The sequence below is a fragment of the Halomonas hibernica genome (assembly GCF_013183775.1).
GTDB lineage: Bacteria > Pseudomonadota > Gammaproteobacteria > Pseudomonadales > Halomonadaceae > Vreelandella > Vreelandella citrativorans.
This window is the reverse complement of the sequence record NZ_VIFN01000002.1, coordinates 84,090-109,764: the sequence shown is the minus strand read 5'-3', so window position 1 is coordinate 109,764 and position 25,675 is coordinate 84,090. Positions and strand designations below refer to the sequence as shown.

The window sequence follows — 25,675 nt, the reverse complement described above, 5'->3', positions numbered from 1 at the left end:
CCCGCCAGTGGCTTCTCTTTGCCCTATATTTCCCTTTACTGCTTTATGTTTCCCTTTTTACATTAAGGGACGTTAATATTTCCATTTTATGCAAGCTATCGATTTCGGCGTATATTTCTTCGCAGAAGGATTCGGCTACGTTGCTTAACGGCTTGTGTTTAGATTTAAGCAAGGCAATTTCCCACTCGATGGTCGGGTCCATCGCCTTTGACACGACGGCAGTTCCCGGCAGCAGTAGTTCTGCAACAGGATCAATGACGGCAATGCCAAGCCCTCGGTCAACCAGTGCACAAACCCCTCGCATATGGCGCATTTCAGCCGCCATATGTCTTTTAATATTCACTGTTTGCATCATGTAATCCACACGGGCACGCAGAGGGCTATCCGCCATCAGCTCGACAAATGCCTGATTCTGCAAACTAGACAGCGATATAACGTCCTGCTTCGCGAGTGGATGGGTGCGGTGCATGATGCAGCGCGCAGAACAGCGCGCCAGACTTGTGACCTTTGCGCCGTAGGTATCCGCTTCAAGCGTAATTCCCAATGCTACGTCACAGGTATTGTTGTCGATCATTTTAAGCAACTCTTGTAAACCTGCATCAATCAATCGCACGCCTACATTGGGGTGTTTTTGTTTAAAGCGCTTAATAACGTCGAGTAAAAAGGTATCGCAAAAAATGGGTTGAGCAGCGACGACGATACTGCCCAGCTGATTGTTGGAAATTGCATCCGCATCTTTCTGGGTATCTCGAATACTCGCCATAAGCCTTAAGACAGAGGCGTGGTATAAAAATGCTTCGGATGTGGGTGAAAGCTGATTACGCGTACGTTTGAATAATGCAAAACCCAACGCTTCCTCAAGCCCAGTAAGTAATCGACTCACCATTGACTGGCTAATGCCCAACATCTCTGCAGCCGCCTTGGTGGTGCCGTGCTTCATAAATGCATCAAATGCTTCAATCTCTTTTATTTTCATTATCTTGAACTCACTCTAAAAACCTTCGCTAAATCATTAGCAGATTAAAACGAACTTTATAAACCATAAGCTTGCAATTTTGGCCCACCACTAGAACATTAATGCATACTAAATAGAATCATTGAAACAAATTTCATACTTGTCTATGTTGAATAAGCTGGGTTTAAAACTGCTGCTGGCAACGCCGTTTAATAAAACTTCTAACAACTGCTGCGGAGATAAGTATGAAACTCACCCTAAGCTTAACGGCGGCAACGCTTCTCGCTGCGTCCACCGCCTATGCGCAAAGCTATCCTTCCGAGCCCGTCACGCTCGTCGTTCCTTATGGCCCGGGCGGCGCTTCTGACCTTGCGGGCCGGGCCTTGGCGGAGTCTGCGCGCGAATATCTAGGCCAGCCTGTTACTGTCGTCAACCAGGCCGGCGCCGGTGGAATGACCGGCGCTCGCGATGTGACGCAGGCCGAGGCCGATGGTTACACCCTCTTGCTGGCCCGCGTCGGCATGGCGCTGTCACCGGCAGTCAATGAAAACAGTAGCGTTGACTGGGATGAGTACACGTTTATCAGCCCGCTTGAAGCCACCCCCATGATTCTGGCCGTGGCCGATGACTCCCCCTACGAAAACGTTGAGGATCTGCTGGAAGGCATCGAAAACGACCCTGGAGCAATGAGCTACGCCGCTTCTGGCGCCACCGCCATTGATGGTTTTACGGTGCAATCACTGCTTGCTGATGCGGGAATGGACCCATTGACGGCGGCAACGTTGATCCCTTACCGGGGCGGCGGCGAGCTGGCAACGGCCCTGCTAGGTGGGCACGTTGATTTTCTCGCCATCGCGGCAGCGTCACTGATGCCGCATATCGAGAGTGGCGATATGCGCCCGTTAATGGTGTTCTCACCCGAGCGTATGGAAGCGTTGCCGGAAGTGCCCACCGCTGAAGAGCTGGGCTATGAGCTGGCAGGTCAGGTCATTGGCTGGAGCGCTTTGTACGGCCCGCCTGATCTGCCCGAAGAAGTGATGAATACCTGGAGCCAGGTCATGGAGCAGGTTGCCGAAGATGAAACGTGGCTCAGCCGTGCCGAAGGCCGTGGCTCGATCTCTACCATCGGCAGTGTCGATATGGAGACGTATGCAGAAGAGCAATACGAGCTCTATCGCTCCCTGGCTGAACAGTTTGGCTACCTGGAGTGAGTCCGCGCTAAACACCGCGTAACAACTGCATACATCATTTCATCGCTGGAGGGGTCATGGGTATAACACGCGGCTTGGTTATTACAGCGCTGTTCGGGATCGTGCTTTTTTTACTCATCCCCGCCTATGTCCCCCGCCCACGCTTTATTCCGGGGTTTGCACCACCGCCTGATATGTGGCCACGAACGGTTTCCATGCTGGGCATGGCGCTGGGAATGCTGCTTGTCGGGCTATCGTTTTCCCGTAAAACCGAAGCACTCGCTGCCCCTGAAGATGCCAGCGCCCTTCGCGGCGGTACACCCCTTGCCACGCTACTCACTCGCTTCGGTTGGACAGTACTGGCCTTTGCGCTCTTTATCGGCGCAGTGACGCTATTAGGGTTCTTGTTATCGAGCATCCTGCTGTTAATGGTGATGCTGGTACTGACGGGTTATTGGCGCCACAAAATAATGGCAACCATCGTAGCCATCATACTTCCAATGCTTCTCTACCTGTTTTTCTCCAGCGCTCTCAATACGCGTTTCCCGGTTGGTAGCCTTTTCAGGGTTCTCGGAATTTAACTGTCGCGTACAGGACTGACCACTATGCTCAACGATCTGCTGGTTGCCTTTCAGGCGGTGGCCACCTTTGAGAATTTCCTGATCATGGCCGCCGGTATTTGGGGTGGAGTGATTATTGGCGCGATTCCCGGCATGACCGGCACCATGGCTGTTACGTTGGCGCTGCCCTTCACCTTTTACATGCAGCCTATTCCGAGTATTTTGCTGCTTGTCGCGCTTTATAAAGGCTCGACCTATGGCGGCTCGGTATCGGCGATATTGATCAAAACCCCAGGTACTGCTTCAGCCGCCTGCACCACCCTTGATGGCTACCCTCTGGCCCAACAGGGAAAGGCGGGCAAAGCCCTTAACATGGCGCTCTACTCCTCATGTACCGGGGATTTTATTTCCAATCTCTCACTGATTTTTATCGCCGCGCCACTGGCACTTCTCGCACTGCGTATCGGTCCTCCCGAATATTTCATGCTGATGATTTTTGCGCTCACTACCGTAGCGGGCGTATCCGGGCGCTCGCTACTGCTTGGGCTGGTTTCTGCATGCTTGGGGCTTTTGTTGGCCACCGTGGGTGAAGATATGTACGGCTCGTTCCGCTTTGACCTGACGGTGGATATGCAGAGCGGCCTGGCCGTGGCCCCCGTGCTGATTGGCCTGTTTGCGATTCCTGAGCTTCTTAAGATTATTGTGTTTCGTCACAACCAAAGCCATAAGCCCATGCAGCTGGGCGATAACCGGGTAACACGCGATGAGCTGCGCCGTTCCTTAAAGGCAATGCTCAAAGGCAGCATGATTGGGGTCGTGATGGGGGCGATTCCCGGCATTGGCCCTTCGGCGGCGGCTTTCTCCTCCTACGGCGAAGCACAGCGTAGTTCAAAGAACCGCGAAAACTTTGGTAAAGGCGAGCTGGAAGGCATCGCGGCATCAGAGTCTGCCAATAATGGCTGCTGTGGCTCCACCATGATTCCATTGCTAGCCCTGGGCGTACCAGGCGATGTGATTACGGGCGTGATGCTGGGTGCCTTTATGATTCACGGCATGACCCCAGGCCCCATGCTGTTTGAGAACAACCTTCATGAGGTCTACATGCTGTTTATTGGCATGCTGTTCTCATCCGTTTTGCTGTTTGGGGCAGGCAAGACAACGATGCGCTTTTTCTCACATATCTCACGTATTCCGCCTGGCTTGATGGCGCCGATTGTCCTCTCCCTGTGCGTGTTCGGTATTTTTTCGATCTCCAACAGCATGTATGACGTCATCGTGCTGCTGGCGATGGGCGTATTTGGCTTTTTCATGTTCCTGTTCGCTATTCCTGCCGCACCCTTTTTAATCGCGTTCATTCTTGGCCCAATGCTGGAAGAAAACCTGCGTCGCGCCCTTGCCCTATCTCGTGGTGATCCCAGCATTCTGGTGTCATCGCCGATAACCTGGTTGTTCGCGTCTTTGGCGATATTTGTGGTGGTAGTAACGATTCGTCAGCAACTTAAAAAAGCCCAGGTTTGAGCCAACGACTCCCCTATTGCCGAGGATTTAACACCATGCAAGCTAGTACCACGCCGAACGCTCACCCGCAGTTGGCAGCTTCAATATCACACCTTGCCGACCTGATCGCTTACGACACAACGAGTGCGTACTCCAACCTCAAGCTTATTGACTACATGGAGAAATTCTTCATCAATCTAGGCGCGGATGTGACGGTGTTACCGGATAAGAGCGGTGAGAAAGCCAACCTGGTCGCTCGCTTGGGCCCGGCCGACCTACCTGGCATCGTTCTCTCTGGCCATACGGACGTGGTTCCTGCCAACCCGGCGAGTTGGCAAAGTGATCCTTTCAAAATGGAGCAGCGTGGCAGTCGCCTGTTTGGTCGCGGCACCTGCGACATGAAAGGTTTTGCAGCGTGCGTCATGGCGGCAGCACCGGCGTTTGCCAACGCTGAACTACAGCGCCCCTTCTATTTCTGTTTCTCTCACGATGAAGAAGTGGGCTGCCTGGGGGCGCCCGCCATCGCACGCTATCTATCAGAACTGAAAGTACCACCGGCGCTGGCGATTATTGGCGAGCCCAGCGAAATGAAGCTGATCAACGGCCAGAAAGGCAAGATCGCCATGCGAGTGACGGTGCGCGGAGAAGGCGGTCACTCATCGTTTTCTCCCCAGCACGTCAACGCCGTCGAGTATGCCTCGCGTATCATCACCATGATCGCTGAACGAGCACGACGATATGAGCAAGACGGCCCCTTCGATCACGATTTTACCGTTTCTCATGCCACCACCCTTACCACCATTATTGAAGGCGGTGTAGCAACCAACGTTACCCCTGATACTTGCAGCTTTATCTTTGAGCTGCGTAGCATTGATCAAGATGCGGCCGCCACGGATATTCAAACGCTGATCAACGATATCGAGTCGGCCCTGCTGCCCGAAATGCAGCGCCAATCATCAGATTCCGCCATTGAGTGGCAAGAGTTGTTTGCCTACCCTGCCATGGGCGATGCCACTGACAGCGAGATGTTTAAACAACTTGAGCCCATTCTTCCCGAGCATGGAGGAAAAGTGTCTTATGGCTCTGAAGGTGGCGTTTTCGAAGTTGATGGCGGTATACCTTCCGTAATACTTGGGCCTGGCTCCATCCGGCAAGCCCATAAGCCCGACGAATTTATAGAAATAGAGCAACTCAACCAATGTCTCGCTTTCTTCGATAAATTAAACGCTTGGATGAGATACTGAGGACTGAACAAGCAGTAGTGGTTATACATCCAAAACAGCCCAGAATTCGTTGAATTGATGGGCAAAGACTGCTGTAACAGGATTGATTTGACTTGGCCCCAACTGGCGGCATTACTTTAATTCACCATCCTGCACTTATTACAAAAAATAATTTACGTAATGTGCAAAAAAGAAAGCCACTCCAAAGGAGTGGCAAAAGACCGTGACTAGCAATGAGAGGGAGAAACCATGACAACGAACTGGCGGCTCGCTGCCGTGGTCTGTAGCGACTCATTAAACGCTACAAGCACAATATAATCATTATCATTTATCCCGTCAATACAAATGCGAATACTTTTTATTTATTTTTACATCTTACCCTGCAAGCTGTAACCAGAGCGGAAGCGTGAGCATGGCGAGTAGCGTTTGACCGGTGATAATGGCCGCCATTAGCTCAGCGTCGCCGCCTAACTGGCGGGCCAGAATATAGGCCGAGGTTGCCGTGGGAAGTGCTGCAAACAGCAGCGCCACGTCCCGGCTAATGGTATCCAGGCCTAGCGCCCACGCCAGCACCAATACCAGCGCTGGCATTAGCAACAATTTGACGCTGTTGGTCGCTAGCAGGCCACGGTCAATGCGTAATAGCGCGGCCGGGCGTAGTGCCACTCCAACGGCAACCAGCCCTAGTGGTAGCGCGGCACGCCCTAGCAGGCCGACGGTATCCTGGCTCCACCCTGGCAGGCCAATGCCGCTCAGGTTTAATCCTATGCCTGCCAGGCAGGCGAGGATCAGCGGGTTTTTCACCAGCGCCATGACGCTTTTACCCATGCTCGCACTGCCTAATGTGCCAGCAGCCACAAAACTTGCCACACACATGATGTTCACCACGGGCACCATCAGCGCTACGGCAACCGCTGCCGTGGTTGCACCTAACTCGCCATGCAATGCCGCGGCCCCCGCTACGCCTACATAGGTGTTAAAGCGCACCGCGCCTTGAAACACCGAGGTAAACGCTGCAGGCGTTAGCTGTAGCCAATGGCGAAACCACCAGATCAGCAGCCCAAAAAACGCAATGGCGCCTAATAGCACCAGGGCCAAGCGCCCTACCGGTACCTGGCTGACATCGGCGGTGGCCAGCGTTCCCACCAGCATGGCCGGGAAAAGCACAAAGTAAATTAGCCGCTCCATTTGCGGCCAAAAATCTGCACCGGGCCAGCGCCAGTAGCCCATGCCCGCTCCTAATAGAATGAGTAGGAACAGGGGCCCTAACGCAGTGGTAATACTCTCCATGGGTTTTCCTTAGTGACTGCGACATCACAGCACAACGACATCGACACGTTTACTGTTACCATGAAACGACACCCCGCCTCACGGCCTGCGTAGCGGTATTCTGCCATGAAGATACTACCTAAAACTGCTGGTTTTTCAGGTTTACAGGGACTCAAGGTGCTGATTTTAGTCACCGGTTTAGCACTAGCGATGTCTACATGGTACGTATTTTTTCATCAATATCACGATAACAGCCACGTTACCTGGTTCCCTTCCGCCGCCAGTTGCGATGTCCATGCTCACCCTTGTTCAGTCGCACTGGGCAGTGGGCGCCAGTTGACCTTTCATATTGATGTCAACGGCCCTATAGAAGCGCACGCTGCTTTACCGTTGGAAGTCGATATTCAAGGCATTCCAGCCCATCAGGTCAACGTGGATTTGGTTGACCGCTATCAAGATTCGAGGATTGAGCGCTTTGTGCTGGATGCCATCACGCCAAGCCGTTTTCGTGGTCAAGGCCAAGTGGATAAAGAGGTGCAAACTGCTACGCCTTGGCGGGCACGCGTGATTCTTGAAACACCGGAGGGAGATGTGGGGAGCTGGTTTGACTTTGAAGTGGTAAAGAAGAGCTAGCCAGGCAGAACTAGTCAGACATAACCGGCGCGGCTTCCAAACGGTCAAGCATACGCATGAGCGCGCTCGCCTGGACGCCTTCACGGGTATCGTGCAGCGGATTTTTCTGCCAGAGGCTTTCTGCATACCCCCACCAATCCCAGCACCCTTGCGGGTTCGACAAGCTGCTGTCAGCTTGTGGGTAAAGCACTATCTGCTGGTGGCTGGCGGCCCAATGATTCAAACCGCTATGGCTAACAAAGGTATCACCAATAGCGCTAGCGCTCATTTGGCAGCCGTGCAGCGCAATAGTGACCGGGCATGCTCCCTCTTCACATGCCGCGGGAATAAATACATACCCCGTGTCCGCTAGCCCTTTAACCGCAAACTCCGACTGATCGAAAGCGACCAGCTCTCCCGTTGCGGAAGTAGTTGTGGAAGTAGCTGCGGAAATAGAAGCGTCACGTTCGGGGTATAACCAGGCAAGCATTTCTTGCGCAACATCTTCATCACAGGCCAGCACATGGCTACCACCGCCCTGGCGGCAGTTGCCTAATTCCTGCGGGCCAACGGCTTCCTCTTCGCGTAGCTGGACTGGCCAGCCATGCCCCGCGGCCTGATTACGCACCCGTTGCAGCTGCTCAGGCGATGCCAGCCAGCCCAACCACTGCTTGGCCAATAGCTCAGCCAGCTCGGGCTGTACGACATCATCGGCACCGCCATACCAGATAAAGGCACGGAGCTGAGCCAGGTCTTCACGAGCACCGACCCGGTCATGCCTTTTATAACCCGCCCAACGTGCGTCTAGCCTGTCCAAGGCTGGCTGGCCTGCACGGGTTTGCATGCATTGATTAAGCGCAAGATTTAAGGAGCCCTGCGAACAGCCCCAAGGCCCTGCCGCCAGCACGCCTACACCGCTAAAGCGCTCAGGCCAGGCAACCGCTAGCTGGGTTGCCATATAACCGCCTGATGAAACGCCGACGACGCTTGCCTGCTCTGACATGGCATTCAGCGCGGGCAAACGCTCAGGCGTTTCAGCCATTGCACTGGCTGCCAGCGGGCCGCTTAGCAACAACAACGCACTTAGCGTGTGAGCAACCCGCAGGGCCATAGGCATGGATTATTCAACGCCTAACAGTTCAACCCGGAAAGTGAGCATTTCATTGGGGCCAATCGGGCCTTGGCCGTTTTCGCCGTAGGCCAGGTCAGCAGGGATATACAGCATCCAGCTATCGCCAACGCTCATCATCTGCAGGCCTTCCTGCCAGCCTTCAATAACTTGATTGACCTGGAAGCTAACCGACTCGCCGCGCTCAAACGAGCTGTCGAATATCGTGCCATCTAGCAGCATGCCTTCGTAATTCACCTCAACAGTGTCCTCAGGCCCGGGCGTTGCACCATCGCCCGACTCAAGCACTTCGTACTGCAGGCCAGAATTCGTCACCTCTACGCCCTCACGCTCGGCGTTTTCTGCCAGGAACTCTTCGCCTTCCTCGAGGTTTGCCTGGCCGATCTCAGCGGCTTCCTGTTCACGCGCCTCCAAAGAGCGCTCCTGGAAGGCCATAATGGCCTCAACCATTTGCTCTTCGTCGAGCGCCAACTCATTGTCCTCGAACACATCACGCATGCCGTCGTTAAACGCATCCAGGTCAAGGTCGCCGATATCCGCTTTCATGCTTTCACCCAGCGTAACCCCAAGGCTGTAGGCAAGGCGCTGATCGTCAGTTTCAGGGGCCGCAGCAACAAACGGTGCCACTAAAAGCAGACCTGTCAGAGCCGTTGAGGAGAGCAGTGTTTTCATAAAAAAGTAACCTTATTCGACGGCGCAATACGCCAGATATTAAGTGCTTCAAAGCCTAACACCCGCTTCAGGGTGTATCTACCTGAAACGGGCGCTGTTGTTACGACCGTAGTTAAAACCATAGTTAAGATGTAGCTACGCTTGGTACGACCTCGCTTTTACCAAGAGGTTTAACCTTGTGAAGCACGCTTACGCCAGCCGCAGTGTCTACAACGAAGCTACACCACCAAGGTGGGACAATGCGCCGCACCGGCCACCCGCTGAGATACACTGCCCAGCAGCATGCTCTTTTCGCCGTTAGTGCCTTGAGCACCAATCACGATCAAATCGCACTCTCGCTTCCAGGCGAAGCGTGCAATGGTACGTGAAGGCCGACCTCCTTTAACAAAAGCACGCACGCTCGTGCTGTCCGCGCCTTGCTCAATGGCATGGTTTTTCGCGTGTATAGCGATCTCGGTGGCGTACTCTTTTAACGCATCGTCGGGAATATCCAACTGATTGGGGCGTACCATGGAAAGTGACGCCTCAAGCAGGCTGTGGTGCTTGAATACGCACAAGAAATAGAGCTCAGCGCCCGTTAGCAGATGTAACCCTACTGCTTTATCGAGCGCCTTAATGGCGCCTTTCGAGCCATCCACTGGGACTAAAATGCGGTTAAACATGCAGTTCTCCTTAATGGAAGGCTAGCGGAACGCCAGGTCGCGTAGAAACAGCGCAATCTGCGGGAACACGATGAGAAGCGCGGCCGCCAGAATGAGCATAAAGATAAACGGCGGCGTGCCTTTAATAACTTCCCAGTAAGGCCGCTTAAAGATCGCAATCGCGGTAAAGATGTCGCAGCCAAACGGTGGTGTGGCCGAGCCAATCGCCACCTGCAGGGTAATCAAGATGCCGACCAGTACCGGGTCGAGTCCTGTTGCGGCAATGGCAGGGGCAAAGATAGGCGTAAGCACGAGGATAACCACGATAGGGTCAACGAACATGCAGGCGATAAAGAAGGAGATACAAATCGCGATCAAGACGCCGGTCGGCCCGGCATCATTCACGCCTACGGCTTCCAGGATCGTTTGGGGAATTTGAGCGAAGGAAATAATCCAGGAGAAGCTATTACCGACGGCTACCAGGATAAACACCACAGCGGTAATCAAGCCGGTAGATTTGGCAATCGTGTAGATATCGGCCATCTTGAGGGACCGAAACACCACAAATTCCAGCAGCACCGCATACAGCACACACGCTGCGGCAGCCTCCGTAGGGCTAAAAATACCGCCATAAATACCGCCGACAATAATAACCGGGAAACCCAGCGGCCAGAGCGCTTTTTGAACCGCAACGCCACGCTCTCTCCAGTTGGCTTTCGCCTCGGTCGGTACATCCTTAACGATGGCGTAGGTAATACAGTAGGCTGAAAACATCAACAGAATCAGAAGGCCGGGGCCAATACCGGCGATAAACAGCTCACCAATCGATGTGCCCGACACGACCCCGTAGATGATCATGCCAATACTCGGCGGAATCAAAAAAGCGATATCGCTGGCATTAATAATCAGCGCCAGCGTAAAGGAGTCGGAGTAGCCGGCTTTAAGCATTTTGGGCCGCAACGGCGAACCCACCGCAACCACGGTTGCCTGGGTTGAACCTGAAACAGCGCCAAACAACGTACAAGAGGCCGCCGTACTGACCGCAAGCCCGCCCTTAATATGGCCGATAAACGACATTACCATCGCGATCAAACGGTTAGCCGATTGGCCGCGGGTCATAATATCGGCCGCTAAAATGAACATGGGTACCGCGATCAGCGAGGCTGGTCGTATGCCTGCCATCATTTGCTGAATCAGCGTATCCATCTGGCCGAAGCCGTTAAACATCATGTAAAAACCGATGATCGCCGCTGCAATGAGCGGCACCATCATGGGAAAGCCCAGCAGTAGCAGGGCAATCATGGTGACTATCATTATTGTCGTCATAGCTCTTTCCTCAGGATACGATGCCCTGCATCAAACTTCAGTTTCGGTATCTTTATAACCATCGACCACACCCGTTGAGAGATACACATCCCGACTCGTGAGGTTTTTAATGGCGGTTAGCAGGTACTGAATACCAGTGATGAAAAAGCCCATCGGCACCCATAGGTAAATTATCCAGACCGGCAAACTTAACGAAGGCAGCACGCGTCCTTTGCCATACAAGTCGAGGATATAAACGATCGAGTAGTAAAACAGGAAGAACATAATGAAAGAGGTGACGAGCGAAATGCAGATCATCAACGCTTTACGCCCACCCACCGGTAAAGCGTCGTAAATTGCCGACATGCGTATATGACGCCCATGGCGCGCCGCATAGCCAATACCAGCAAACGTAATCATGATGATCAAAATGCGGTTTAATTCACCGGAGAACATGATGCTATTGCCAAATACAAAGCGGGCAATCACATTGGTGACCGTATTCAGCGCCATTAGCAAAACCCCTAGCGCCAATATCACTGACTCGATTTTGCTAATTGCAGTGTCGATCACTCCCAACACGCCGGGTAAACCAGAATGATAGCTCTTTTCGGATTCTTCATCGGTCATGGCCGGACTCCTTTTTAACGGCATGTTTAGCGGCATGACGATGGCTAGCAACGGCCAATAACATGCTAGTCATCAAGGTTATTCCACGTTCAAAGTTGAAGGGTGAGAGAGCAGTACCGACATACGTTTAGCGTAGGGGGTACTCAAGCTTTTCGCCTTTTGTATGGGGCTACTATCCACCAACGTTGCTCCCCTTAAAGGTATCGATAAACAATAGAAAAGGGGCAGCCGTGGCTGCCCCTGATATGAGTCACCCTTTCTGCCTTAAACGGCAACTCAACATTACGGGTTTGTGGCTTCCAGGTCGGCTTTGAACTGCTCCAGCAGCTCGGCGCCACCCTCACCCGTCATTTCGAGGAAGGTTTCTTCCACTTGTGGCGCCCGTTCACGGAACGCCTGGATCTGCTCTTCGTTCAGACGCGTAACGGTCACATCGCTAGAAGCCGCCTGGATTTTCTCCAGTGCTTCGTCGGCCAGGCCCTGGATGTGCTCCATGGTTTGGTCATAAGCAGCTTCAGAGGCATCTTGAACCAGCTGCTGGTCTTCTTCAGAAAGATCTGAATAGAAGTCCTGGTTCGCCATCATGGCGGTGGTGAACCAGCCATGGCCGGTAAACGTCAGGTGCGGAGAGACTTCATAGAGACCGCCCGACTCGATCCAGAAGATCGGGTTTTCCTGGCCGTCCAAAATCCCGGTTTGCAGACCACCGTACACTTCACCCCACGGCAGTGGCGTGGGTGTTGCACCAAACGCGCTGTAGGTTTCTGACAACAGCGGGTTGGTCATGGTACGGATTTTCTTGTTCTGCAGATCCTCGGGCGAGCTGACCGGCTCATCGGTGGTAATCACCATTTCGCCTTCTGGGTACATCTTAAGAAGTTCAAGACCCTGCTCAGCGTAAAGCTCGGGGAACATCTCGTTAATCGCTTCGCTTTCGTCGAAGAACGTTAGCACCGTATCTTGATCGGTAGGCAGAAGGTAAGGAATAAAGAAAATCTGAGCTTCTGGAATCAGCGCGCCGGTAAAGCCCGGTGACTGGTTAACAAACTGGAGAATGCCGTTTTGAGTCTGCTCCATGATGTCGTCAGACTCGCCCAGTTCGCCAAAGCGATAAACCTGAACGGTGTGGTCGGAATTATCTTCGATATACTCTTTGAATGCGTAGGCGAACACATCCTGTACATCACCTTCGTACTCTTCGTGAGCGTAGCGCCAGTTGTCTGCCTGGGCAGCCGCGGTCATGCCCAGCAACAGTGCGCCAACGCTAGCCGTCGTTACTAACTTGCTTGCCTTCATGCGATGTTCCCCTTGCAGTGGTTAGCGCGCCGTACGAGTGCGCAAAAATTCTGCCTTTGTTTTTTTACATTCGCTTTTTAACATTCGCTGACACGCAAAAACGTTATCCATTGCTGTGGGTCAGCGGACGCATAACGAAAGATTATTCAAAAGCAGCTTATTCTCAGGCTAGCGCGGTGACTCGAAGTGGTCAAGCCGGGCTGCCAGGGTTTGCCAAGCGTTAACTACGCTTTCGCGCGCGCTTGGCTCACCCTGGCAACCCTTGTCAAGTTCGGCAAAAAACAGCTTATCTTGCAGCCATTTTTCGCTATCGTTCGAAAACAACGCGCAGTTTGTTAATCGCTGGTCGCTGCCAGAATTTTCGATCGCCCACCTTTGCCAACGTTGAAGGTTTTCACGTTCGGCCTGCAGCTCAGCCTGCTGAATCGTTTTACGCAGAGCGGAAACAGAGGCGCTGTGTAGTGCCTGGGGCTTTAACGTGCGGCGTAAATGACGCAGCACTTCTGTGGTCTCACGCTGCCATAGCTGACGCTGCTCACGCTGTGACGCCAGCGCTTCTGGGCGTGCTTCAAGCCCATTCACAAACAGCCAGCCGTGAAATAATAGTTCGCACACATCGACGCCTAATGTGTCCTGTAGCGTCAGACAGGCGTCTTCAACGCCGGGGGCTTTATAAAACGAGAGAGCAAAATCCCATAATGGCATCTGCTCCAGGCGGCGCAATCGGTTAGAATCGAGCATTGGTTTACCCACTTTTCATTGGGAGAGAGCATGATCGCACTGCGCCAAGTCGCCCTGCAACGCGGCACGCAAACGCTACTCGAGAACGCCGACTTGACCCTGCACGACGGTATCAAGGCGGGTATTATCGGGGCAAACGGCGCTGGTAAATCGAGCCTTTTCAAGCTCCTGCTGGGTGAATTAGGCCCCGACCAGGGCGATGTTGAAATGAGCGGTGGGCAACGCATCGCTCATATGGCCCAGGAAGTTGAAGCGCTTGATCGGCCAATTATCGAATATGTGCTGGATGGCGATAAGGCCCTGCGCCAAGCTGAAGCCGAACTGCTCGCCGCCCAGGAGGCGGGCGAAGCGCACCGCGAAGCCGAGCTTCACGGGCTAATCGAAACCCTGGATGGCTACCGTGCAGAGTCTCGCGCCGCCCAGTTACTGGTTGGGCTTGGCTTTTTCCAGCCAGATCTTTCCCGTCCGCTTTCCGACTTTTCAGGCGGCTGGCGAATGCGCGTTAACCTGGCGCGTACGCTGTTTATGCCCTCTGACTTATTGCTGCTGGATGAGCCCACCAACCACCTGGACCTTGACGCGCTGCTGTGGCTGGAGCAGTGGCTAAGCCGCTACCCGGGCACCCTGCTGCTGATTTCCCACGACCGCGATTTTCTGGATGCAGTATGTGACCACATAGTGCACATGCATCACCAGACGCTTGAGCTTTATCGGGGCAACTACTCCCTCTTTGAGCGAACGCGAGCCGAGAAGCTAGCCCTGCAACAAGCCGAAGCCGCCAAGCAGCAGGCCCGCCGGGAAGAGATTGAGCGCTTTATTGCCCGCTTCAAAGCTCAGGCAACCAAAGCGAAGCAGGCGCAAAGCCGGGTAAAAATGCTGGAGCGTATGGAAGATATTGCCATCGCCCACGTCGATTCGCCCTTTCACTTCACGCTACCGGCCGCCGATAAAACCTCGCACCCGCTGCTGGTACTTGATCAGGCCCAGCTGGGCTATCGGGGTAAAGAGCGCGACACCGTTCAGCTCGACAAGGTCAATATTACCCTGCTGCCGGGCAGCCGTATTGGCCTGCTGGGGCCTAACGGTGCGGGTAAATCAACGCTGATCAAGTCCTTGACCGGCGAGCTTGAGCTACTAAACGGCAAGCGCGTTCCCGGTGAGCATCTAGCAATTGGCTACTTTGCTCAGCACCAGTTGGAAGGGTTGGATGTTACCTCTACCCCGTTTGTGCATGTCCAGCGCCTTTCACCTAAAGCCAGCGACCAGGAGATTCGCAACTTTCTGGGCGGCTTTGGTTTTAAAGGCGATGACGCCTTTGGCAAAGTGGCTACTTTCTCAGGCGGTGAAAAAGCCCGTTTGGCACTGGCGCTGGTCGCCTGGCAAAAGCCCAACTTGCTGCTGCTGGATGAGCCCACCAACCACCTGGATCTGGAAATGCGCGAAGCGCTTACCGAGGCACTGGCCGGTTTTGAAGGCACGGTAATTCTGGTATCCCACGACCGCCACCTGCTGCGTGCTACGGTCGATGAGTTCTGGTGCGTGGCGGACAATCGGGTTGAGCCGTTTGATGGCGACCTTGAGGATTATCGCTCGTGGTTAAAAGCGCGCCTTGAAGAGAGTCGCCGCGATTCGCGTAGCGAAAAAGCCGAGCGCCAGAACCAGCAGCCCAGTGGCGATAGCCGCGAGGCGCGCAAAGCCTCGCGCAAGGCGGCCGCCGAACTGCGCGAAAAACTGCGCCCGCTGAAAAAGGAGCGCGACCAGGCTGAAAAAGCCATGGAAAAAGCCCAGGCCGAACTGGAAGACGTAGAGTCTGTACTGGCCGACCCCGAGCTTTATACCGACAGCAGCCGCAAGGCCGAGCTTACCGATGCGCTGGCCCAGCAAGCCACCATCAAGGCCCGCCTGGACAGTTCCGAGCAGCAGTGGCTAGCAGCGGAAGAGTCGCTGGAAGCCATGGAAGCCGAACTGTTGGCCAGCGAAAACGCTTAGTACCAGGATGTTTGTACTCTGCGAAACCAAATAGTTAGCTTTCCAGCAGGAACGTCACCGGGCCATCGTTAACCAGCGCCACCTGCATATCGGCACCAAACTGGCCGGTGGCCACCTTCGGCCAGGCCGACTGGGCCTGGCTGACCAACGCATTAAACAGCCGTTCACCTTCGGCCGGGGGCGCGGCGCTGGAAAAGCCCGGGCGCAGGCCCTTATGGGTTTCAGCGGCCAGGGTAAACTGCGATACCAGCAGCAAGCCACCGTCTACCTGCTGGAGATTGAGGTTCATTTTGCCCTCGGCGTCGCTAAAGACACGGTAGTGCAAAAGTCGGTGAAGTATTTTCTCAACGGCGGCGTCAGTGTCGCCCTTCTCAACGCCCACCAGTGCCAATAACCCTTGCTCAATAGCACCCACCGTTTGCCCCTCGACACTGACGCTTGCCTGGCTCACACGCTGTATCAGTACTTTCACTTGCGCTTCTCCTGACGATATCAGCGCCTAGTGTACCTATTCACGTCACCAGGCGCGGCATAACATCAGGTCGCAGTGGGGCTCGCTGAGCAGCGCTTGCGTTAGCTGGCTGGCGTGAAAAGGCTGGCTACGGCTACTCATCACCGCCAGGTCAGGCGAGTGGTACCTGATATAGCCCTGGGTCACCTCGCACGGCGTGCCGGGTTCAAGCACCAGCTCAATATCGGGGGCATCGTCGAGCTCGCGCACCAGCTCATCAATCTGGTGTTTTAATGCCTCCCGCAGGCGCGCCACTTCCTGCTCACGCCACTGAGCGAAAGTGACCTCAGAACCCAGAGCCTCTTCACCGGGCACTGTCCAGGCATGCAGCAGTGTTAGCTTTGCATCGGGAAAGTGGCTTAGCGTCTGTTTTAGCATGTGGCGAGCGCTCAAACAGGCATCAACGGGTATCACAATATGCTGCCAGGGCTGGGTGGGCGTGTACTGGGTAATCACCACAGGACACGGCGCATTGCGTACGACGCGCATTAGCGTGGTGCCCGCCAACAGCGCTTTCTGGCCACGCTTGCGGTGCATCCCCAGTACAATCAGCCTGGCCTGCTCTTCATGGGCCTTGCGTGCAATTTCAACATGGGGTTCGCCGGTAACGGTTTGCACCACGGTCTTGGGGGCTTCCAGCGCGTAGTCTTCACGAATATCGGTCAACGTGGCGCCAATATCTTCATTGATCGCTTGCTCTACTGTTTGCAGTAGCCGATGCGGCAGATGGGGGTCCAGCACATGCAGAACATCCAGATGGGCGTTGTGCGTATAAGCAAGGCGCAAGGCGCGCGCAAAGCCAGCGCGATTTTCAGCAGAGAGGTCAGTGGCAAACACAAACGTGCGGGTCATGGCATAACGCTCCTCAGACAAGCATCCAGGCAGTCGTTTCACAGACACCCTTCAGCATGGTGGGCGAAGCCATATCCCGCAAGCTAACGATTCATTTTAGCGTGTAGCGCATTACCACCAGGCATGAAAATGGTGCACCGGCCCGCGCCCCTTGCCAACGCTTAGTTGAACGCTGGCTTCAAGAGCAGCATGCAACCACCGTTTAGCATCGCTAATAGCCGCAGCGGGGGCATGGGCAGGCGCATTCATGGGCAGCTTTGCCAAGCAGGCCGCAATAGCGGATGACAAGGCGCAGCCAGTGCCGTGTAAATTCTCTGTTTGGATACGTGACGCAGGTAGCCACTCGTGACCATCCGGCGTTGCCAGCAAGTCAGGGCATGTCTCGCCACGCAGGTGCCCCCCCTTTAACACGACATAAGGCGCGCCCAGTTGGGCCAAGCCAGGCAACATGGCTTCCATGGCGTCCAGGCTCGTAGGTGAGGCGGTATCCAGCAGCACAGCGGCTTCCGGCAGGTTAGGTGTGATCACATCGGCCAGCGGTACCAGAATGTCGCGTACCGCCCGAATCCCCACATCGTCTACCAAAATATCGCCACTTTTGGCGACCATCACCGGATCAAGCACTATCCAGCGTGGGCGGCGCTTGCGCAGTACATCAGCAATCACGTCAGCGACATCCTGGCTTGCGACCATGCCAATCTTGACGGCATCCAGCTCCACATCGTCCAACAGGGTTTCCAACTGCTCACGGATCGCCTGGGGGGATATCGGATAGACCGAGGAAACGCCGCAAGTATTTTGCGCAATCACCGCCGTAATCACATTGGTGCCATAGACGCCCAGCGCCGAGAACGTCTTTAAATCACCCTGCAGCCCTGCGCCACCGGAGGGATCAGAGCCTGCAATCGTCAGTACATTTACATTTCGTGTCATGGGGTTTCCTAAATAACCGACGGTAGCCACGTGGCAAGCTCGGGGAACAGCGCCAGCGCCAATAGCATTCCCAGTTGCAGGAGAATAAACGGAATGACGCCTCGGTAGATGGCGGAGGTCGGCACACTTTGTGGCGTTACGCCCCGCAGGTAAAAGAGCGCAAACCCAAACGGCGGCGTTAAAAACGAGGTTTGCAGGTTAACGGCGATCATAATACCTAGCCAAATGGGGTCAACGCCCATGGCCAGCAGAACCGGGCCGACAATCGGCACCACAACAAAGGTAATTTCGATAAAGTCGAGGATAAACCCAAGCAGGAAGATCACCAGCATGACCACGATCGTGGCGCCTACAACGCCCCCCGGCATCGCTTCAAACAGGTGGGTCACCAGCTCTTCACCGCCGAAGGCACGGAAAACCAGCGAAAACAGTGCCGCCCCAATCAGGATTAAAAACACCATGCTGGTGACTTTAGCGGTGGAGTACACCACCTCGCGCAGCATGGGAACACTCAGCTGGCGATTAAAGGCGGCCAGCAGCAAGGCACCAAACGCGCCCACGGCGGATGCCTCGGTGGGCGTCGCAATGCCACCCAAAATAGACCCCAGCACGGCAACGATCAGCAGTACCGGGGGTAAAAGCCCTTTTATGAGTAACGGCCAGATACTGCCGGTATGCCCAAGCTCTTGCATCAACGCCTGACGATCAGCGGCAGGAGCGGCGCCCGGCTTAAGCCACGCCACCATTAGTAAGTAGATGATATATGCAACCACCAGTATCAGTCCGGGCACCAGTGCGCCAACAAACAGATCCCCTACGGAAAGCGTTTTCGGGCTCCAGGCGCCCATGGCAAGCTGGGCCTGTTGGTAGGCGTTGTTGAGCACGTCGCCCAGTAACACCAGCGCAATGGACGGTGGAATAATCTGACCAAGCGTTCCGGTCGCACAAATAGTACCGGTCGCAAGCGCAGGCGAGTAGCCACGCTTTAGCATCGTAGGTAGCGAGAGCAGGCCCATGGTGACCACCGTGGCCCCCACAATACCGGTAGACGCGGCCAGCAACATACCGACCAACACCACGGCAATGCCCAACCCCCCACGTAGAGCGCCAAACGCCATGGTCATCGCGTCTAACAGTGTTTCAGCGACCTTGGACTTCTCAAGCAGAACGCCCATCAGCACAAATAAAGGCACCGCCAGCAGGGTGCTATTGGTCATGATGCCGTAAATTCGGTTGGGCATGGAGTTCATCCAGCGCGCTTCAAACGGCACCGCAACGCCCATCGACTGAAGCAACCACCCCAACCCGGCAAATGCCAGCGCAGTGCCCGCCAGCGACAGCGCCACCGGATACCCCAGCATTAAAACAACGCAAACCGTGGCGAATAGTATCAGCGGCATACCTTCCAATAGAGTCGCCAGCACTAGATGATCTCCTCATGCTCAGAAATAGGCGCAGGCAGTTTGCCGCGAATGATCAATATTTTGCGGATTAACTGGGCTACCGCCTGGAGAAGCATCAGCGCCACCATCGCCAGGATCATTGACTTGAGTAGAAAGACGGCAGGAATACCGCCATTGGCGGAGCGTTCCATGATCGACCAGCTGCTGTAAACGTAGTGAAAGCTCGTGATCGCAATAAATAGCATCACCGGGATCAGTAAAAACAGCGTACCGAGAAGATCGATCCAGGCACGGCCGCGGTCGGACATGCGCCGATAAAAGATATCCACCCGCACATGGCCCTCGTGACGCAGCGTCCAGCCAGCGCACAGCATAAATACGGCGGCATGCATATACATTACCGACTCTTCCATCACAATACTGTTCATACCGAAGGCGTAACGCATGACAACGATGGCGAACTGAACCAGCATCATGATCACAACCAGCCAGGCAATGGCCCGGCCAACTCTCTCCGTCACGCAGTCGAGCCAGCGGAGCAACCGCGGCTCATGAGCATTGGCGTGCATGTTAAATGTCCTACACAAAGAAACGGCCTGGAATCATCGCTGATTCCAGGCCGAACGTCATCCCTAAACAGGCAATTATCTACCGGTTAAAGCGGCTTAAAACGCACATATTCACCCGTTTGGCGGCCTTAAGCGTTAGTTGGCGTTTTCAATCGCCAATAGACAGGCGTTAGGTAACGGTAGATCAACGGCAATAGGCAGGTGATCAGAGAACAGATGATCCATTACCCGCACCTCAGCGGCCTCCAGCGTTTGCGAGAGCAGAATATGGTCCAGCGCACGTCGTGGCTGCCACGAGGGATAGCTCAATAGCGGTTTAACCGGATGAAGCGGCAGCGAGGCGCTAAACCGCTGATGGGCGTGCAACTGATCCGGCGTGCAGTTGAGATCGCCCATCACCACCACGTGATGTAGCGGCTCAATAATTTCACTCAAGTAGTCAAGCTGACGCCCACGCCCACGCTGGCTAAGCGCCAAGTGAGCAATAAAAATATGTAACGCATCCGGTCCGTTGCCAAAACGTACGTGAATGGCCCCGCGACCAGGTAACGTACCGGGCAAACGGTGCTCTTCAATTTTCGTAGGTGTCAGACGCGAAAGCAGGCCGTTACTGTGCTGGGCGATACGCCCCAGATTACGGTTTAACTGTTTAAAGTGATGCGGAAACCCGGCCTGGGCGGCCAGGTACTCCACCTGATTGATACGACTGGAGCGAAAACTGCCGCCATCGGCCTCCTGAAGCCCCACCACATCAAACTGACTCAACACATCGCCCATAATATCCAGACGTTTAACGCGCTGAGGGTTCGGCAAGAAGTGCTGCCAACTGCGGGTAAAGTAGTGATGATAAGCAGACGTTTGGATGCCCACCTGCAAATTAAACGTCAGCAAGCGAAGGTGCCCCGTTTCTAGCAGGGACGATAACTTGCCCGGCTGATTCACTGTTGTCAGATTGACCATCTGCTTATCACCCCATGCCCTTACACCTTACTGCGCGCGCTCAGTACGCACGCGCTCGATGAGTGCTTCTGCCACTTGCGGCATATTCTCAAGGCTGCCTGCGGTGCTGGGGGTAATAACGTAACGGCCATCAACCACCAGCGCGGGCACACCCATCAAGCGCATTTCACGAATACGACCGTGGGCGTTGTTAACTTCGCTGCGTACGCCAAACGAAGTTAAGGATTTTTTGGCATCGTCTTCACTGACACCATAATCGGCAAAAAAGTCGGCAATATCGTCAGCATCCGTTAACGCGCGGTCATCCTGGTGAATCGCCGTAAAGAAATCAGCATGCAAATCGTCTTCAATGCCTAGCGACTCGGCAGCATAAAAAGCCGTCGCGTGAACATTGGAGTTTCCGCCCATGACAGCGGGCATATGCACAATACTTACGTCATCATCCAGTGTTTCGTACCATTCAGTGATGGGTGCTTGAAGGCGGTTGCAGTGAGGGCAGCCGAACCAGAACACTTCGGTCACTTCGATGTGATCCTCATCGACCTGAGTCGCGACCGGTGAATCAAGCAGCGTATAGTCTTTACCTTCTACCAATTCCTGAGCACTGACAGATGCTGAAAGGCCTAAACCGGTCAGGGCAACCAATAACGTTTTGAACATGCGACAATTCTCCAAGGGATAAGCGAAGATAGGACTATCTCTAACGCTATCAGGTTCCCTCACCGATAGGAAAGAGCATTCATTTTCAGGATACAACTTAGTGTAAACCAAAGAGGTAGTTAGCCACGGCCTGCATATCCTCCTCGCTTAGCCGAGTCGCAATATCGTGCATGCTACCGCTTGGGTCGTTCGTTCGTTCACCGCTAGCAAACGCGTGTAACGCTGTCATCGTATAGGCGGGGTACTGACCAGCAATCGCCGGGTAAACGGCGCTGCCAATACCGCCACCCGTGGGCGTATGGCATGCGCTGCAGGCAGGCACACCACGCGAGCGCACCCCTGCGCGATAAATCTCTTCTCCGCGTGCCAATAGCGCCTCGTCTTCCGCATTGGCATGGCCCAGATTAGCCTCCTGGGCGGCATAATAGGCGGCAACGTTCCAGGCATCCTGGTCAGAAAAGTCGTCAACCATGCCTGTCATTTGCACAACCACCCGCTCGCCATCACGAATATCTCTAATCTGTTTGGCCAGGTAAGAGGCTTGCTGCCCCGCTAAATGCGGAAACGCACTGGCCGGACTGATGCCCGTTTGCCCATGACAAGCCGCACACGTTTGCGCGCGCTGTTGACCGGCGGTGATATCCGTTGCTTGCGGGTCAGCAGGCTGCGCAGAAACAATAACGGGGGCACTTAAAGCAGCCGCCAGGCTTGCCAGCGTTGCTTTCACACAGATTTTCGTAAAGACGTTCATAACGACGCTCATGATGACTCTAAGGACGGTTCTAATAACGACTCACTATGCGATTCAAGGGCTACGCTATTCAAAACGGTGGGCGCTATCTGGCATGTCAAATAGGGTGCTCAACCTACCGATTAGTCGCTGTTGGCTTAAGCCCAGTGGTACACTAACGCCCCAGGTCACAGGTATCACCGCTTTTTAGCACAATGCTTGACCTGACTGACGGGGCAATTCGTCGCAGTGCGGCGTGCCATGTCATTATACGCGTGGTTAACGCAGACTGTTTTATAGGTTCGATTTTCAGGATTCATTCCATGTCCACCCCTCAAGATAGCCCCGTCGCTCGGTTGAACTACCCTACCGCCAAATTTGTTATCAGCGCCCCGACACTGGCTACCTGCCCTGACGATACGGGTGCTGAAGTGGCGTTTGCAGGACGCTCTAACGCGGGCAAATCGAGCGCCATCAACGCGCTCACGCAACAGAACGGCCTCGCCCGCACTTCGCGCACGCCAGGGCGTACGCAGTTGATCAACTTTTTCAGCGTCATGAACGACGAGGCGCGGCGTCTGGTCGACCTTCCAGGCTACGGTTATGCGAAAGTGCCAGAAGCCGTCAAAATCGAGTGGCAACAGCATTTGTCTGACTACCTGCGGGGTCGTTTTAGCCTACGCGGGCTGGTGCTGTTGATGGACGTTCGCCATCCGCTGACCGAGTTTGACCAGATGATGCTGAGCTATGCCGACCAGCGCAATATGCCGGTACATATTCTGCTAACCAAGGCCGACAAGCTGAAAAAAGGCCCGGCAAGTGCCTCGCTGCAAAAAGTCCGTTCTCGCTTAAAAGAGTGGGAAGACCTGGTGTCAGTTCAGCTTTTCTCATCACTCAAGCGCCAGGGCGTCGATACACTTTCGCAAAAGCTTGACCAGTGGCTGCATACGCCACCGGAAGACACCTCAGGCCACTGAACCGTCCAGCTTATCCAATATACCCGGCAGCTCTTTAATATGTGCGATGCGGTGTACCCTGGGCGGCAGCGCCTGGCTCTGGTCGCTTGAGACCCACACCGCATACATGCCCAGCTGCTGAGCCGGTAAGATATCCTCTTCCCACGAGTCGCCGACGTGCATCGCGCACTCGGGCGTGACATTAAGCCTTGAAAGCGCCGTTAGAAAGGGCGTGTGTTCCGGCTTGGGCGCCAGAAGCTCGCCTGCAGCAATCGCCACCGGAAAATACGCCGCCAACGGCTGACGCTTTAAATGAATATTGCCGTTGGTAATGGCCGCCAGCTGGTAGCGCTCGCCTAACGCGGAAAGCAGGCCCGCCGCTTCCGGATGCGGAGAAACCTGGATACGCAGGCGATGAAACTCGTTCATGGCCGCTGCCGCCCACAAAATGGCCGCACTCCGGGGCAGGCCCTCGGCTTCCAGCTGCGCCTCCAGAGCGCGCAGACGTAGCCAGGTAAAGTCGCCGCGCCGCTCGGGCACATCTTTAGCGAACTGCTGGCGGCGCTGTAAATAGTCCTCCACGCCCGCCTCATAATCCAGCGACAGCGGCGCCTCTTGACGCGTAGCGCGCCAGATACTCAGCGCCTCAAGTAACCAGCCGTAATGCCCCTCCTCCGTGCGTAGCATCACGCCCTGGTTATCCCAAAGCGTATCGTCTAAATCAAACGTGATAGCTGCTAGTGCGGTCATGGTGTGTTTCCAGAAGGGCGGCGCTTGGCGCGTGGGTGGGCGGCGTCATAGCTGGTCGCCAAATGCTGCCAGTCGAGCCGAGTATATACCTGGGTGGTGGAGAGGTTTGCGTGGCCTAACAGCTCCTGAACCGCACGCAGATCCTGGCTTGATTCAAGCAAATGGCTGGCAAACGAGTGGCGCAACCGGTGAGGATGCAAGTGCTCGGGCAAGCCCCGGCTAACAGAGAGTTGGGCAAGACGTTTTTGAATGGCTCGATGCCCCAGCCGCGCCCCACGCTGACCCACAAAAAGCGCCGTTTCACCCTCTGGTGCCATGGTTGCCCGGCAGGCAATCCACTCCGCCAGGGTGTGCTGGGCGCGCTGCCCGACAGGCACCTGGCGTGGCTTACTGCCTTTGCCTATCACACGTACGCGGCTGGTCTGCAGATCGTGAAGGTCCAGCGCGGCAAGTTCTGCCAGGCGCAAACCACTGGAGTAAAAAAGCTCCAGCATGGCCTGGTCGCGTACGGCCAAGGGTGAGCCATCATGCGGGCTATCCAGAAAATGGGCCAATGCATCCACATCGACCGGGCGCGGCAAGTGGCTGGGTTGTTTAGGCGTGCGCAGTAGCGCGACCGGGTTATCGGCAAGAATTCCCTGCTTGACCAAGTCATCGGCAAAGCGCGAAAGCGCCGCTCGGCGTCGTGCAAGGCTGCGTGCGCCAAGCCCACGGCTGCGCTCTGTGCCTAGAAAAGTGCGCAGCAGCGCCGTATCCAGCAGCGCTGGGTCCTGTATTTCGCGCTGCTCGGCAAACCGGCACAGGGCGTTTAAATCCTGCTGATAGGCGGCGACGGTTGCCGGGCTTGCATGTTGGCCTAGCGCGCCGATATAGCGTGCCACCGCTGCGGCAAGAAGCGACTCAGCCATACGTTTCCAAGCGAATTAAAAGCCGTGCCACGATATCCCCAAGATACTCGGTAAACAGCGTATCCATGCTGGCGCGATAGCAGTCAGGGTTGGGGCTTGCCAGTAGCAGATACCCCAGCGACTCGCCCGCCGAGAGGCGCGAGATAGCGCAGGAGCCCGCTTTACGTGGCGCTTTAGTATGCGGCAATAGGCACTTCCAGTCGCTAACGCTTAACTTGGCACAGCGGCTGGTTTTACCGTCCAGCAATGCGGCCAAACGTGTACTGGCGTGCTGGTCCAGCACATGGCGCGGAGGCTGGGGCATGGTGGGTTCGCTATCGCTTAACGACGCCGGGCACCAAAGCGCCATCGCGGGCGTATCAAAGCGCTCGTTTAGCTGAGTCGCCAGGGCTTGCGCCAAGGCGTCACGGCTATCCGCTTCGACCAGCGCCATCAGGGTTTCCCGTAGGCGCCGATACTGAGCTTCGTTGTGCCGAGCGGTTTCCAGTAAATGCTCCAGGCGATCTTCGGCCTTTTCCGCCCGCTGACGCAAGTCCAGCACCAGCCTCTCAAGAAGCGATACCGCACCATCAATATGCGGGTGCGGTACTTTAAGCTGCTGCAACAACCCTTCACGGCCTACAAAAAAATCGGGATGCCGGGCAAGCCAAAATGCTACCTGGTCTGGATCGAGCGTCTTGCGCGGTTCAGGGGCTTGAGACATCGCCGTTCTCCTTGTAGTCAGTTACGCGTCA

General features: G+C 55.1%; 27 protein-coding genes. 7 read left to right on the top strand and 20 right to left on the bottom strand.

What is annotated here, in order from left to right; genetic code table 11:
* Positions 1 to 43: 43 nt before the first annotated feature.
* Positions 44 to 976, bottom strand: coding sequence for a LysR family transcriptional regulator (locus tag FKN99_RS04840; protein WP_172116863.1), 933 nt, complete (start codon positions 974 to 976; stop codon positions 44 to 46).
* A gap of 224 nt (positions 977 to 1,200) precedes the next feature.
* Here FKN99_RS04840 and FKN99_RS04835 point away from each other — a divergent pair, with 224 nt between their 5' ends.
* Genes FKN99_RS04835 through argE form a run of 4 tightly spaced genes read left to right on the top strand, consistent with a single transcriptional unit; the run spans position 1,201 to position 5,446 of the window.
* The gene (locus FKN99_RS04835) at positions 1,201 to 2,166 is read left to right on the top strand and encodes a Bug family tripartite tricarboxylate transporter substrate binding protein (RefSeq protein WP_172116862.1); all 966 of its coding nucleotides are present in this window, start codon (positions 1,201 to 1,203) and stop codon (positions 2,164 to 2,166) included.
* A gap of 56 nt (positions 2,167 to 2,222) precedes the next feature.
* On the top strand, positions 2,223 to 2,726 hold the full coding sequence (locus FKN99_RS04830; RefSeq protein ID WP_172116861.1) for a tripartite tricarboxylate transporter TctB family protein: 504 nt from the start codon (positions 2,223 to 2,225) through the stop codon (positions 2,724 to 2,726).
* Between the two features lie 24 nt (positions 2,727 to 2,750).
* On the top strand, positions 2,751 to 4,223 hold the full coding sequence (locus FKN99_RS04825; protein WP_172116860.1) for a tripartite tricarboxylate transporter permease: 1,473 nt from the start codon (positions 2,751 to 2,753) through the stop codon (positions 4,221 to 4,223).
* A 35-nt stretch (positions 4,224 to 4,258) separates the two neighbouring features.
* Positions 4,259 to 5,446 carry an acetylornithine deacetylase gene (argE, locus tag FKN99_RS04820; RefSeq protein WP_172116859.1) on the top strand — a complete coding sequence of 396 codons (1,188 nt, stop codon included), beginning with the start codon at positions 4,259 to 4,261 and terminating at the stop codon, positions 5,444 to 5,446.
* Between the two features lie 354 nt (positions 5,447 to 5,800).
* Here the strand turns inward: argE and FKN99_RS04815 are convergent, their stop codons facing one another.
* Positions 5,801 to 6,715, bottom strand: coding sequence for an AEC family transporter (locus FKN99_RS04815; RefSeq protein WP_172116858.1), 915 nt, complete (start codon positions 6,713 to 6,715; stop codon positions 5,801 to 5,803).
* Between the two features lie 105 nt (positions 6,716 to 6,820).
* On the opposite strand from FKN99_RS04815, the gene FKN99_RS04810 reads away from it, so the two are divergent.
* The gene (locus FKN99_RS04810) at positions 6,821 to 7,327 is read left to right on the top strand and encodes a hypothetical protein (RefSeq protein WP_172116857.1); all 507 of its coding nucleotides are present in this window, start codon (positions 6,821 to 6,823) and stop codon (positions 7,325 to 7,327) included.
* A gap of 10 nt (positions 7,328 to 7,337) precedes the next feature.
* Here the strand turns inward: FKN99_RS04810 and FKN99_RS04805 are convergent, their stop codons facing one another.
* From FKN99_RS04805 to FKN99_RS04775, 7 genes are all read right to left on the bottom strand, one after another.
* Entirely contained in the window at positions 7,338 to 8,423 is a 1,086-nt protein-coding gene (locus FKN99_RS04805) for an alpha/beta hydrolase-fold protein (RefSeq protein WP_172116856.1), read from the bottom strand.
* 3 nt (positions 8,424 to 8,426) lie between these two features.
* Positions 8,427 to 9,107 carry an FKBP-type peptidyl-prolyl cis-trans isomerase gene (locus FKN99_RS04800; RefSeq protein WP_172116855.1) on the bottom strand — a complete coding sequence of 227 codons (681 nt, stop codon included), beginning with the start codon at positions 9,105 to 9,107 and terminating at the stop codon, positions 8,427 to 8,429.
* A 218-nt stretch (positions 9,108 to 9,325) separates the two neighbouring features.
* Complete coding sequence (locus FKN99_RS04795) at positions 9,326 to 9,769, bottom strand: universal stress protein (RefSeq protein ID WP_172116854.1); 444 nt, start codon at positions 9,767 to 9,769, stop codon at positions 9,326 to 9,328.
* 21 nt (positions 9,770 to 9,790) lie between these two features.
* Complete coding sequence (locus FKN99_RS04790; protein ID WP_172116853.1) at positions 9,791 to 11,074, bottom strand: TRAP transporter large permease; 1,284 nt, start codon at positions 11,072 to 11,074, stop codon at positions 9,791 to 9,793.
* Between the two features lie 30 nt (positions 11,075 to 11,104).
* Complete coding sequence (locus tag FKN99_RS04785; RefSeq protein ID WP_172116852.1) at positions 11,105 to 11,683, bottom strand: TRAP transporter small permease; 579 nt, start codon at positions 11,681 to 11,683, stop codon at positions 11,105 to 11,107.
* Positions 11,684 to 11,965: 282 nt separating this feature from the next.
* Positions 11,966 to 12,979 carry a TRAP transporter substrate-binding protein gene (locus tag FKN99_RS04780; RefSeq protein ID WP_172116851.1) on the bottom strand — a complete coding sequence of 338 codons (1,014 nt, stop codon included), beginning with the start codon at positions 12,977 to 12,979 and terminating at the stop codon, positions 11,966 to 11,968.
* A 168-nt stretch (positions 12,980 to 13,147) separates the two neighbouring features.
* Entirely contained in the window at positions 13,148 to 13,720 is a 573-nt protein-coding gene (locus FKN99_RS04775) for a TIGR02444 family protein (protein ID WP_172116850.1), read from the bottom strand.
* Between the two features lie 30 nt (positions 13,721 to 13,750).
* Here FKN99_RS04775 and FKN99_RS04770 point away from each other — a divergent pair, with 30 nt between their 5' ends.
* Positions 13,751 to 15,709: an ATP-binding cassette domain-containing protein gene (locus tag FKN99_RS04770; RefSeq protein ID WP_172116849.1), complete on the top strand. Its 1,959-nt coding sequence runs from the start codon at positions 13,751 to 13,753 to the stop codon at positions 15,707 to 15,709.
* A 34-nt stretch (positions 15,710 to 15,743) separates the two neighbouring features.
* Here the strand turns inward: FKN99_RS04770 and dtd are convergent, their stop codons facing one another.
* The 8 genes from dtd to FKN99_RS04730 all read right to left on the bottom strand — a co-directional run bounded on the left by dtd (position 15,744) and on the right by FKN99_RS04730 (position 22,324).
* On the bottom strand, positions 15,744 to 16,181 hold the full coding sequence (gene dtd, locus FKN99_RS04765; protein ID WP_172116848.1) for a D-aminoacyl-tRNA deacylase: 438 nt from the start codon (positions 16,179 to 16,181) through the stop codon (positions 15,744 to 15,746).
* 45 nt (positions 16,182 to 16,226) lie between these two features.
* Entirely contained in the window at positions 16,227 to 17,072 is an 846-nt protein-coding gene (locus FKN99_RS04760; RefSeq protein WP_172116847.1) for a universal stress protein, read from the bottom strand.
* Positions 17,073 to 17,183: 111 nt separating this feature from the next.
* The gene (thiD, locus tag FKN99_RS04755) at positions 17,184 to 18,005 is read right to left on the bottom strand and encodes a bifunctional hydroxymethylpyrimidine kinase/phosphomethylpyrimidine kinase (RefSeq protein WP_172116846.1); all 822 of its coding nucleotides are present in this window, start codon (positions 18,003 to 18,005) and stop codon (positions 17,184 to 17,186) included.
* A gap of 8 nt (positions 18,006 to 18,013) precedes the next feature.
* Positions 18,014 to 19,429, bottom strand: coding sequence for a TRAP transporter large permease (locus FKN99_RS04750; protein WP_087110474.1), 1,416 nt, complete (start codon positions 19,427 to 19,429; stop codon positions 18,014 to 18,016).
* A complete protein-coding gene (locus FKN99_RS04745) occupies positions 19,429 to 19,977 on the bottom strand; it encodes a TRAP transporter small permease subunit (protein WP_087110472.1) in 549 nt (182 codons plus the stop codon). Before FKN99_RS04745 ends, FKN99_RS04750 begins: the two co-directional genes overlap by 1 nt.
* A gap of 135 nt (positions 19,978 to 20,112) precedes the next feature.
* Entirely contained in the window at positions 20,113 to 20,937 is an 825-nt protein-coding gene (locus FKN99_RS04740; protein WP_087110470.1) for an endonuclease/exonuclease/phosphatase family protein, read from the bottom strand.
* 27 nt (positions 20,938 to 20,964) lie between these two features.
* Complete coding sequence (locus FKN99_RS04735) at positions 20,965 to 21,597, bottom strand: thiol:disulfide interchange protein DsbA/DsbL (RefSeq protein WP_172116845.1); 633 nt, start codon at positions 21,595 to 21,597, stop codon at positions 20,965 to 20,967.
* Positions 21,598 to 21,694: 97 nt separating this feature from the next.
* Entirely contained in the window at positions 21,695 to 22,324 is a 630-nt protein-coding gene (locus FKN99_RS04730) for a c-type cytochrome (RefSeq protein WP_406565418.1), read from the bottom strand.
* A gap of 326 nt (positions 22,325 to 22,650) precedes the next feature.
* On the opposite strand from FKN99_RS04730, the gene yihA reads away from it, so the two are divergent.
* On the top strand, positions 22,651 to 23,304 hold the full coding sequence (gene yihA / locus FKN99_RS04725; protein WP_172116843.1) for a ribosome biogenesis GTP-binding protein YihA/YsxC: 654 nt from the start codon (positions 22,651 to 22,653) through the stop codon (positions 23,302 to 23,304).
* On the opposite strand, the gene FKN99_RS04720 is transcribed toward yihA, so the two are convergent.
* The 3 genes from FKN99_RS04720 to FKN99_RS04710 are packed head-to-tail and all read right to left on the bottom strand — an operon-like array spanning position 23,293 to position 25,644.
* Positions 23,293 to 24,033, bottom strand: coding sequence for an HAD family hydrolase (locus FKN99_RS04720; protein ID WP_172116842.1), 741 nt, complete (start codon positions 24,031 to 24,033; stop codon positions 23,293 to 23,295). The genes yihA and FKN99_RS04720 overlap by 12 nt on opposite strands.
* The gene (locus FKN99_RS04715; protein ID WP_172116841.1) at positions 24,030 to 24,941 is read right to left on the bottom strand and encodes a tyrosine recombinase XerC; all 912 of its coding nucleotides are present in this window, start codon (positions 24,939 to 24,941) and stop codon (positions 24,030 to 24,032) included. Before FKN99_RS04715 ends, FKN99_RS04720 begins: the two co-directional genes overlap by 4 nt.
* Complete coding sequence (locus FKN99_RS04710; RefSeq protein WP_087110456.1) at positions 24,934 to 25,644, bottom strand: DUF484 family protein; 711 nt, start codon at positions 25,642 to 25,644, stop codon at positions 24,934 to 24,936. Before FKN99_RS04710 ends, FKN99_RS04715 begins: the two co-directional genes overlap by 8 nt.
* Positions 25,645 to 25,675: the final 31 nt, after the last annotated feature.

What these genes read in the sequence shown, in the direction of transcription:
- FKN99_RS04800 (WP_172116855.1), bottom strand. Translation starts at nt 9,107, where the DNA reads ATGAAAACACTGCTCTCCTCAACGGCTCTGACAGGTCTGCTTTTAGTG.
- FKN99_RS04710 (WP_087110456.1), bottom strand. Translation starts at nt 25,644, where the DNA reads ATGTCTCAAGCCCCTGAACCGCGCAAGACGCTCGATCCAGACCAGGTA.
- FKN99_RS04740 (WP_087110470.1), bottom strand. Translation starts at nt 20,937, where the DNA reads ATGGTCAATCTGACAACAGTGAATCAGCCGGGCAAGTTATCGTCCCTG.
- FKN99_RS04745 (WP_087110472.1), bottom strand. Translation starts at nt 19,977, where the DNA reads ATGCACGCCAATGCTCATGAGCCGCGGTTGCTCCGCTGGCTCGACTGC.
- FKN99_RS04780 (WP_172116851.1), bottom strand. Translation starts at nt 12,979, where the DNA reads ATGAAGGCAAGCAAGTTAGTAACGACGGCTAGCGTTGGCGCACTGTTG.
- FKN99_RS04795 (WP_172116854.1), bottom strand. Translation starts at nt 9,769, where the DNA reads ATGTTTAACCGCATTTTAGTCCCAGTGGATGGCTCGAAAGGCGCCATT.
- FKN99_RS04830 (WP_172116861.1), top strand. Translation starts at nt 2,223, where the DNA reads ATGGGTATAACACGCGGCTTGGTTATTACAGCGCTGTTCGGGATCGTG.
- argE (WP_172116859.1), top strand. Translation starts at nt 4,259, where the DNA reads ATGCAAGCTAGTACCACGCCGAACGCTCACCCGCAGTTGGCAGCTTCA.
- FKN99_RS04790 (WP_172116853.1), bottom strand. Translation starts at nt 11,074, where the DNA reads ATGACGACAATAATGATAGTCACCATGATTGCCCTGCTACTGCTGGGC.
- FKN99_RS04805 (WP_172116856.1), bottom strand. Translation starts at nt 8,423, where the DNA reads ATGCCTATGGCCCTGCGGGTTGCTCACACGCTAAGTGCGTTGTTGTTG.
- yihA (WP_172116843.1), top strand. Translation starts at nt 22,651, where the DNA reads ATGTCCACCCCTCAAGATAGCCCCGTCGCTCGGTTGAACTACCCTACC.
- FKN99_RS04715 (WP_172116841.1), bottom strand. Translation starts at nt 24,941, where the DNA reads ATGGCTGAGTCGCTTCTTGCCGCAGCGGTGGCACGCTATATCGGCGCG.
- FKN99_RS04825 (WP_172116860.1), top strand. Translation starts at nt 2,751, where the DNA reads ATGCTCAACGATCTGCTGGTTGCCTTTCAGGCGGTGGCCACCTTTGAG.
- thiD (WP_172116846.1), bottom strand. Translation starts at nt 18,005, where the DNA reads ATGACACGAAATGTAAATGTACTGACGATTGCAGGCTCTGATCCCTCC.
- FKN99_RS04840 (WP_172116863.1), bottom strand. Translation starts at nt 976, where the DNA reads ATGAAAATAAAAGAGATTGAAGCATTTGATGCATTTATGAAGCACGGC.
- FKN99_RS04835 (WP_172116862.1), top strand. Translation starts at nt 1,201, where the DNA reads ATGAAACTCACCCTAAGCTTAACGGCGGCAACGCTTCTCGCTGCGTCC.
- FKN99_RS04760 (WP_172116847.1), bottom strand. Translation starts at nt 17,072, where the DNA reads ATGACCCGCACGTTTGTGTTTGCCACTGACCTCTCTGCTGAAAATCGC.
- FKN99_RS04775 (WP_172116850.1), bottom strand. Translation starts at nt 13,720, where the DNA reads ATGCTCGATTCTAACCGATTGCGCCGCCTGGAGCAGATGCCATTATGG.
- FKN99_RS04810 (WP_172116857.1), top strand. Translation starts at nt 6,821, where the DNA reads ATGAAGATACTACCTAAAACTGCTGGTTTTTCAGGTTTACAGGGACTC.
- FKN99_RS04785 (WP_172116852.1), bottom strand. Translation starts at nt 11,683, where the DNA reads ATGACCGATGAAGAATCCGAAAAGAGCTATCATTCTGGTTTACCCGGC.
- FKN99_RS04815 (WP_172116858.1), bottom strand. Translation starts at nt 6,715, where the DNA reads ATGGAGAGTATTACCACTGCGTTAGGGCCCCTGTTCCTACTCATTCTA.
- FKN99_RS04735 (WP_172116845.1), bottom strand. Translation starts at nt 21,597, where the DNA reads ATGTTCAAAACGTTATTGGTTGCCCTGACCGGTTTAGGCCTTTCAGCA.
- FKN99_RS04720 (WP_172116842.1), bottom strand. Translation starts at nt 24,033, where the DNA reads ATGACCGCACTAGCAGCTATCACGTTTGATTTAGACGATACGCTTTGG.
- FKN99_RS04770 (WP_172116849.1), top strand. Translation starts at nt 13,751, where the DNA reads ATGATCGCACTGCGCCAAGTCGCCCTGCAACGCGGCACGCAAACGCTA.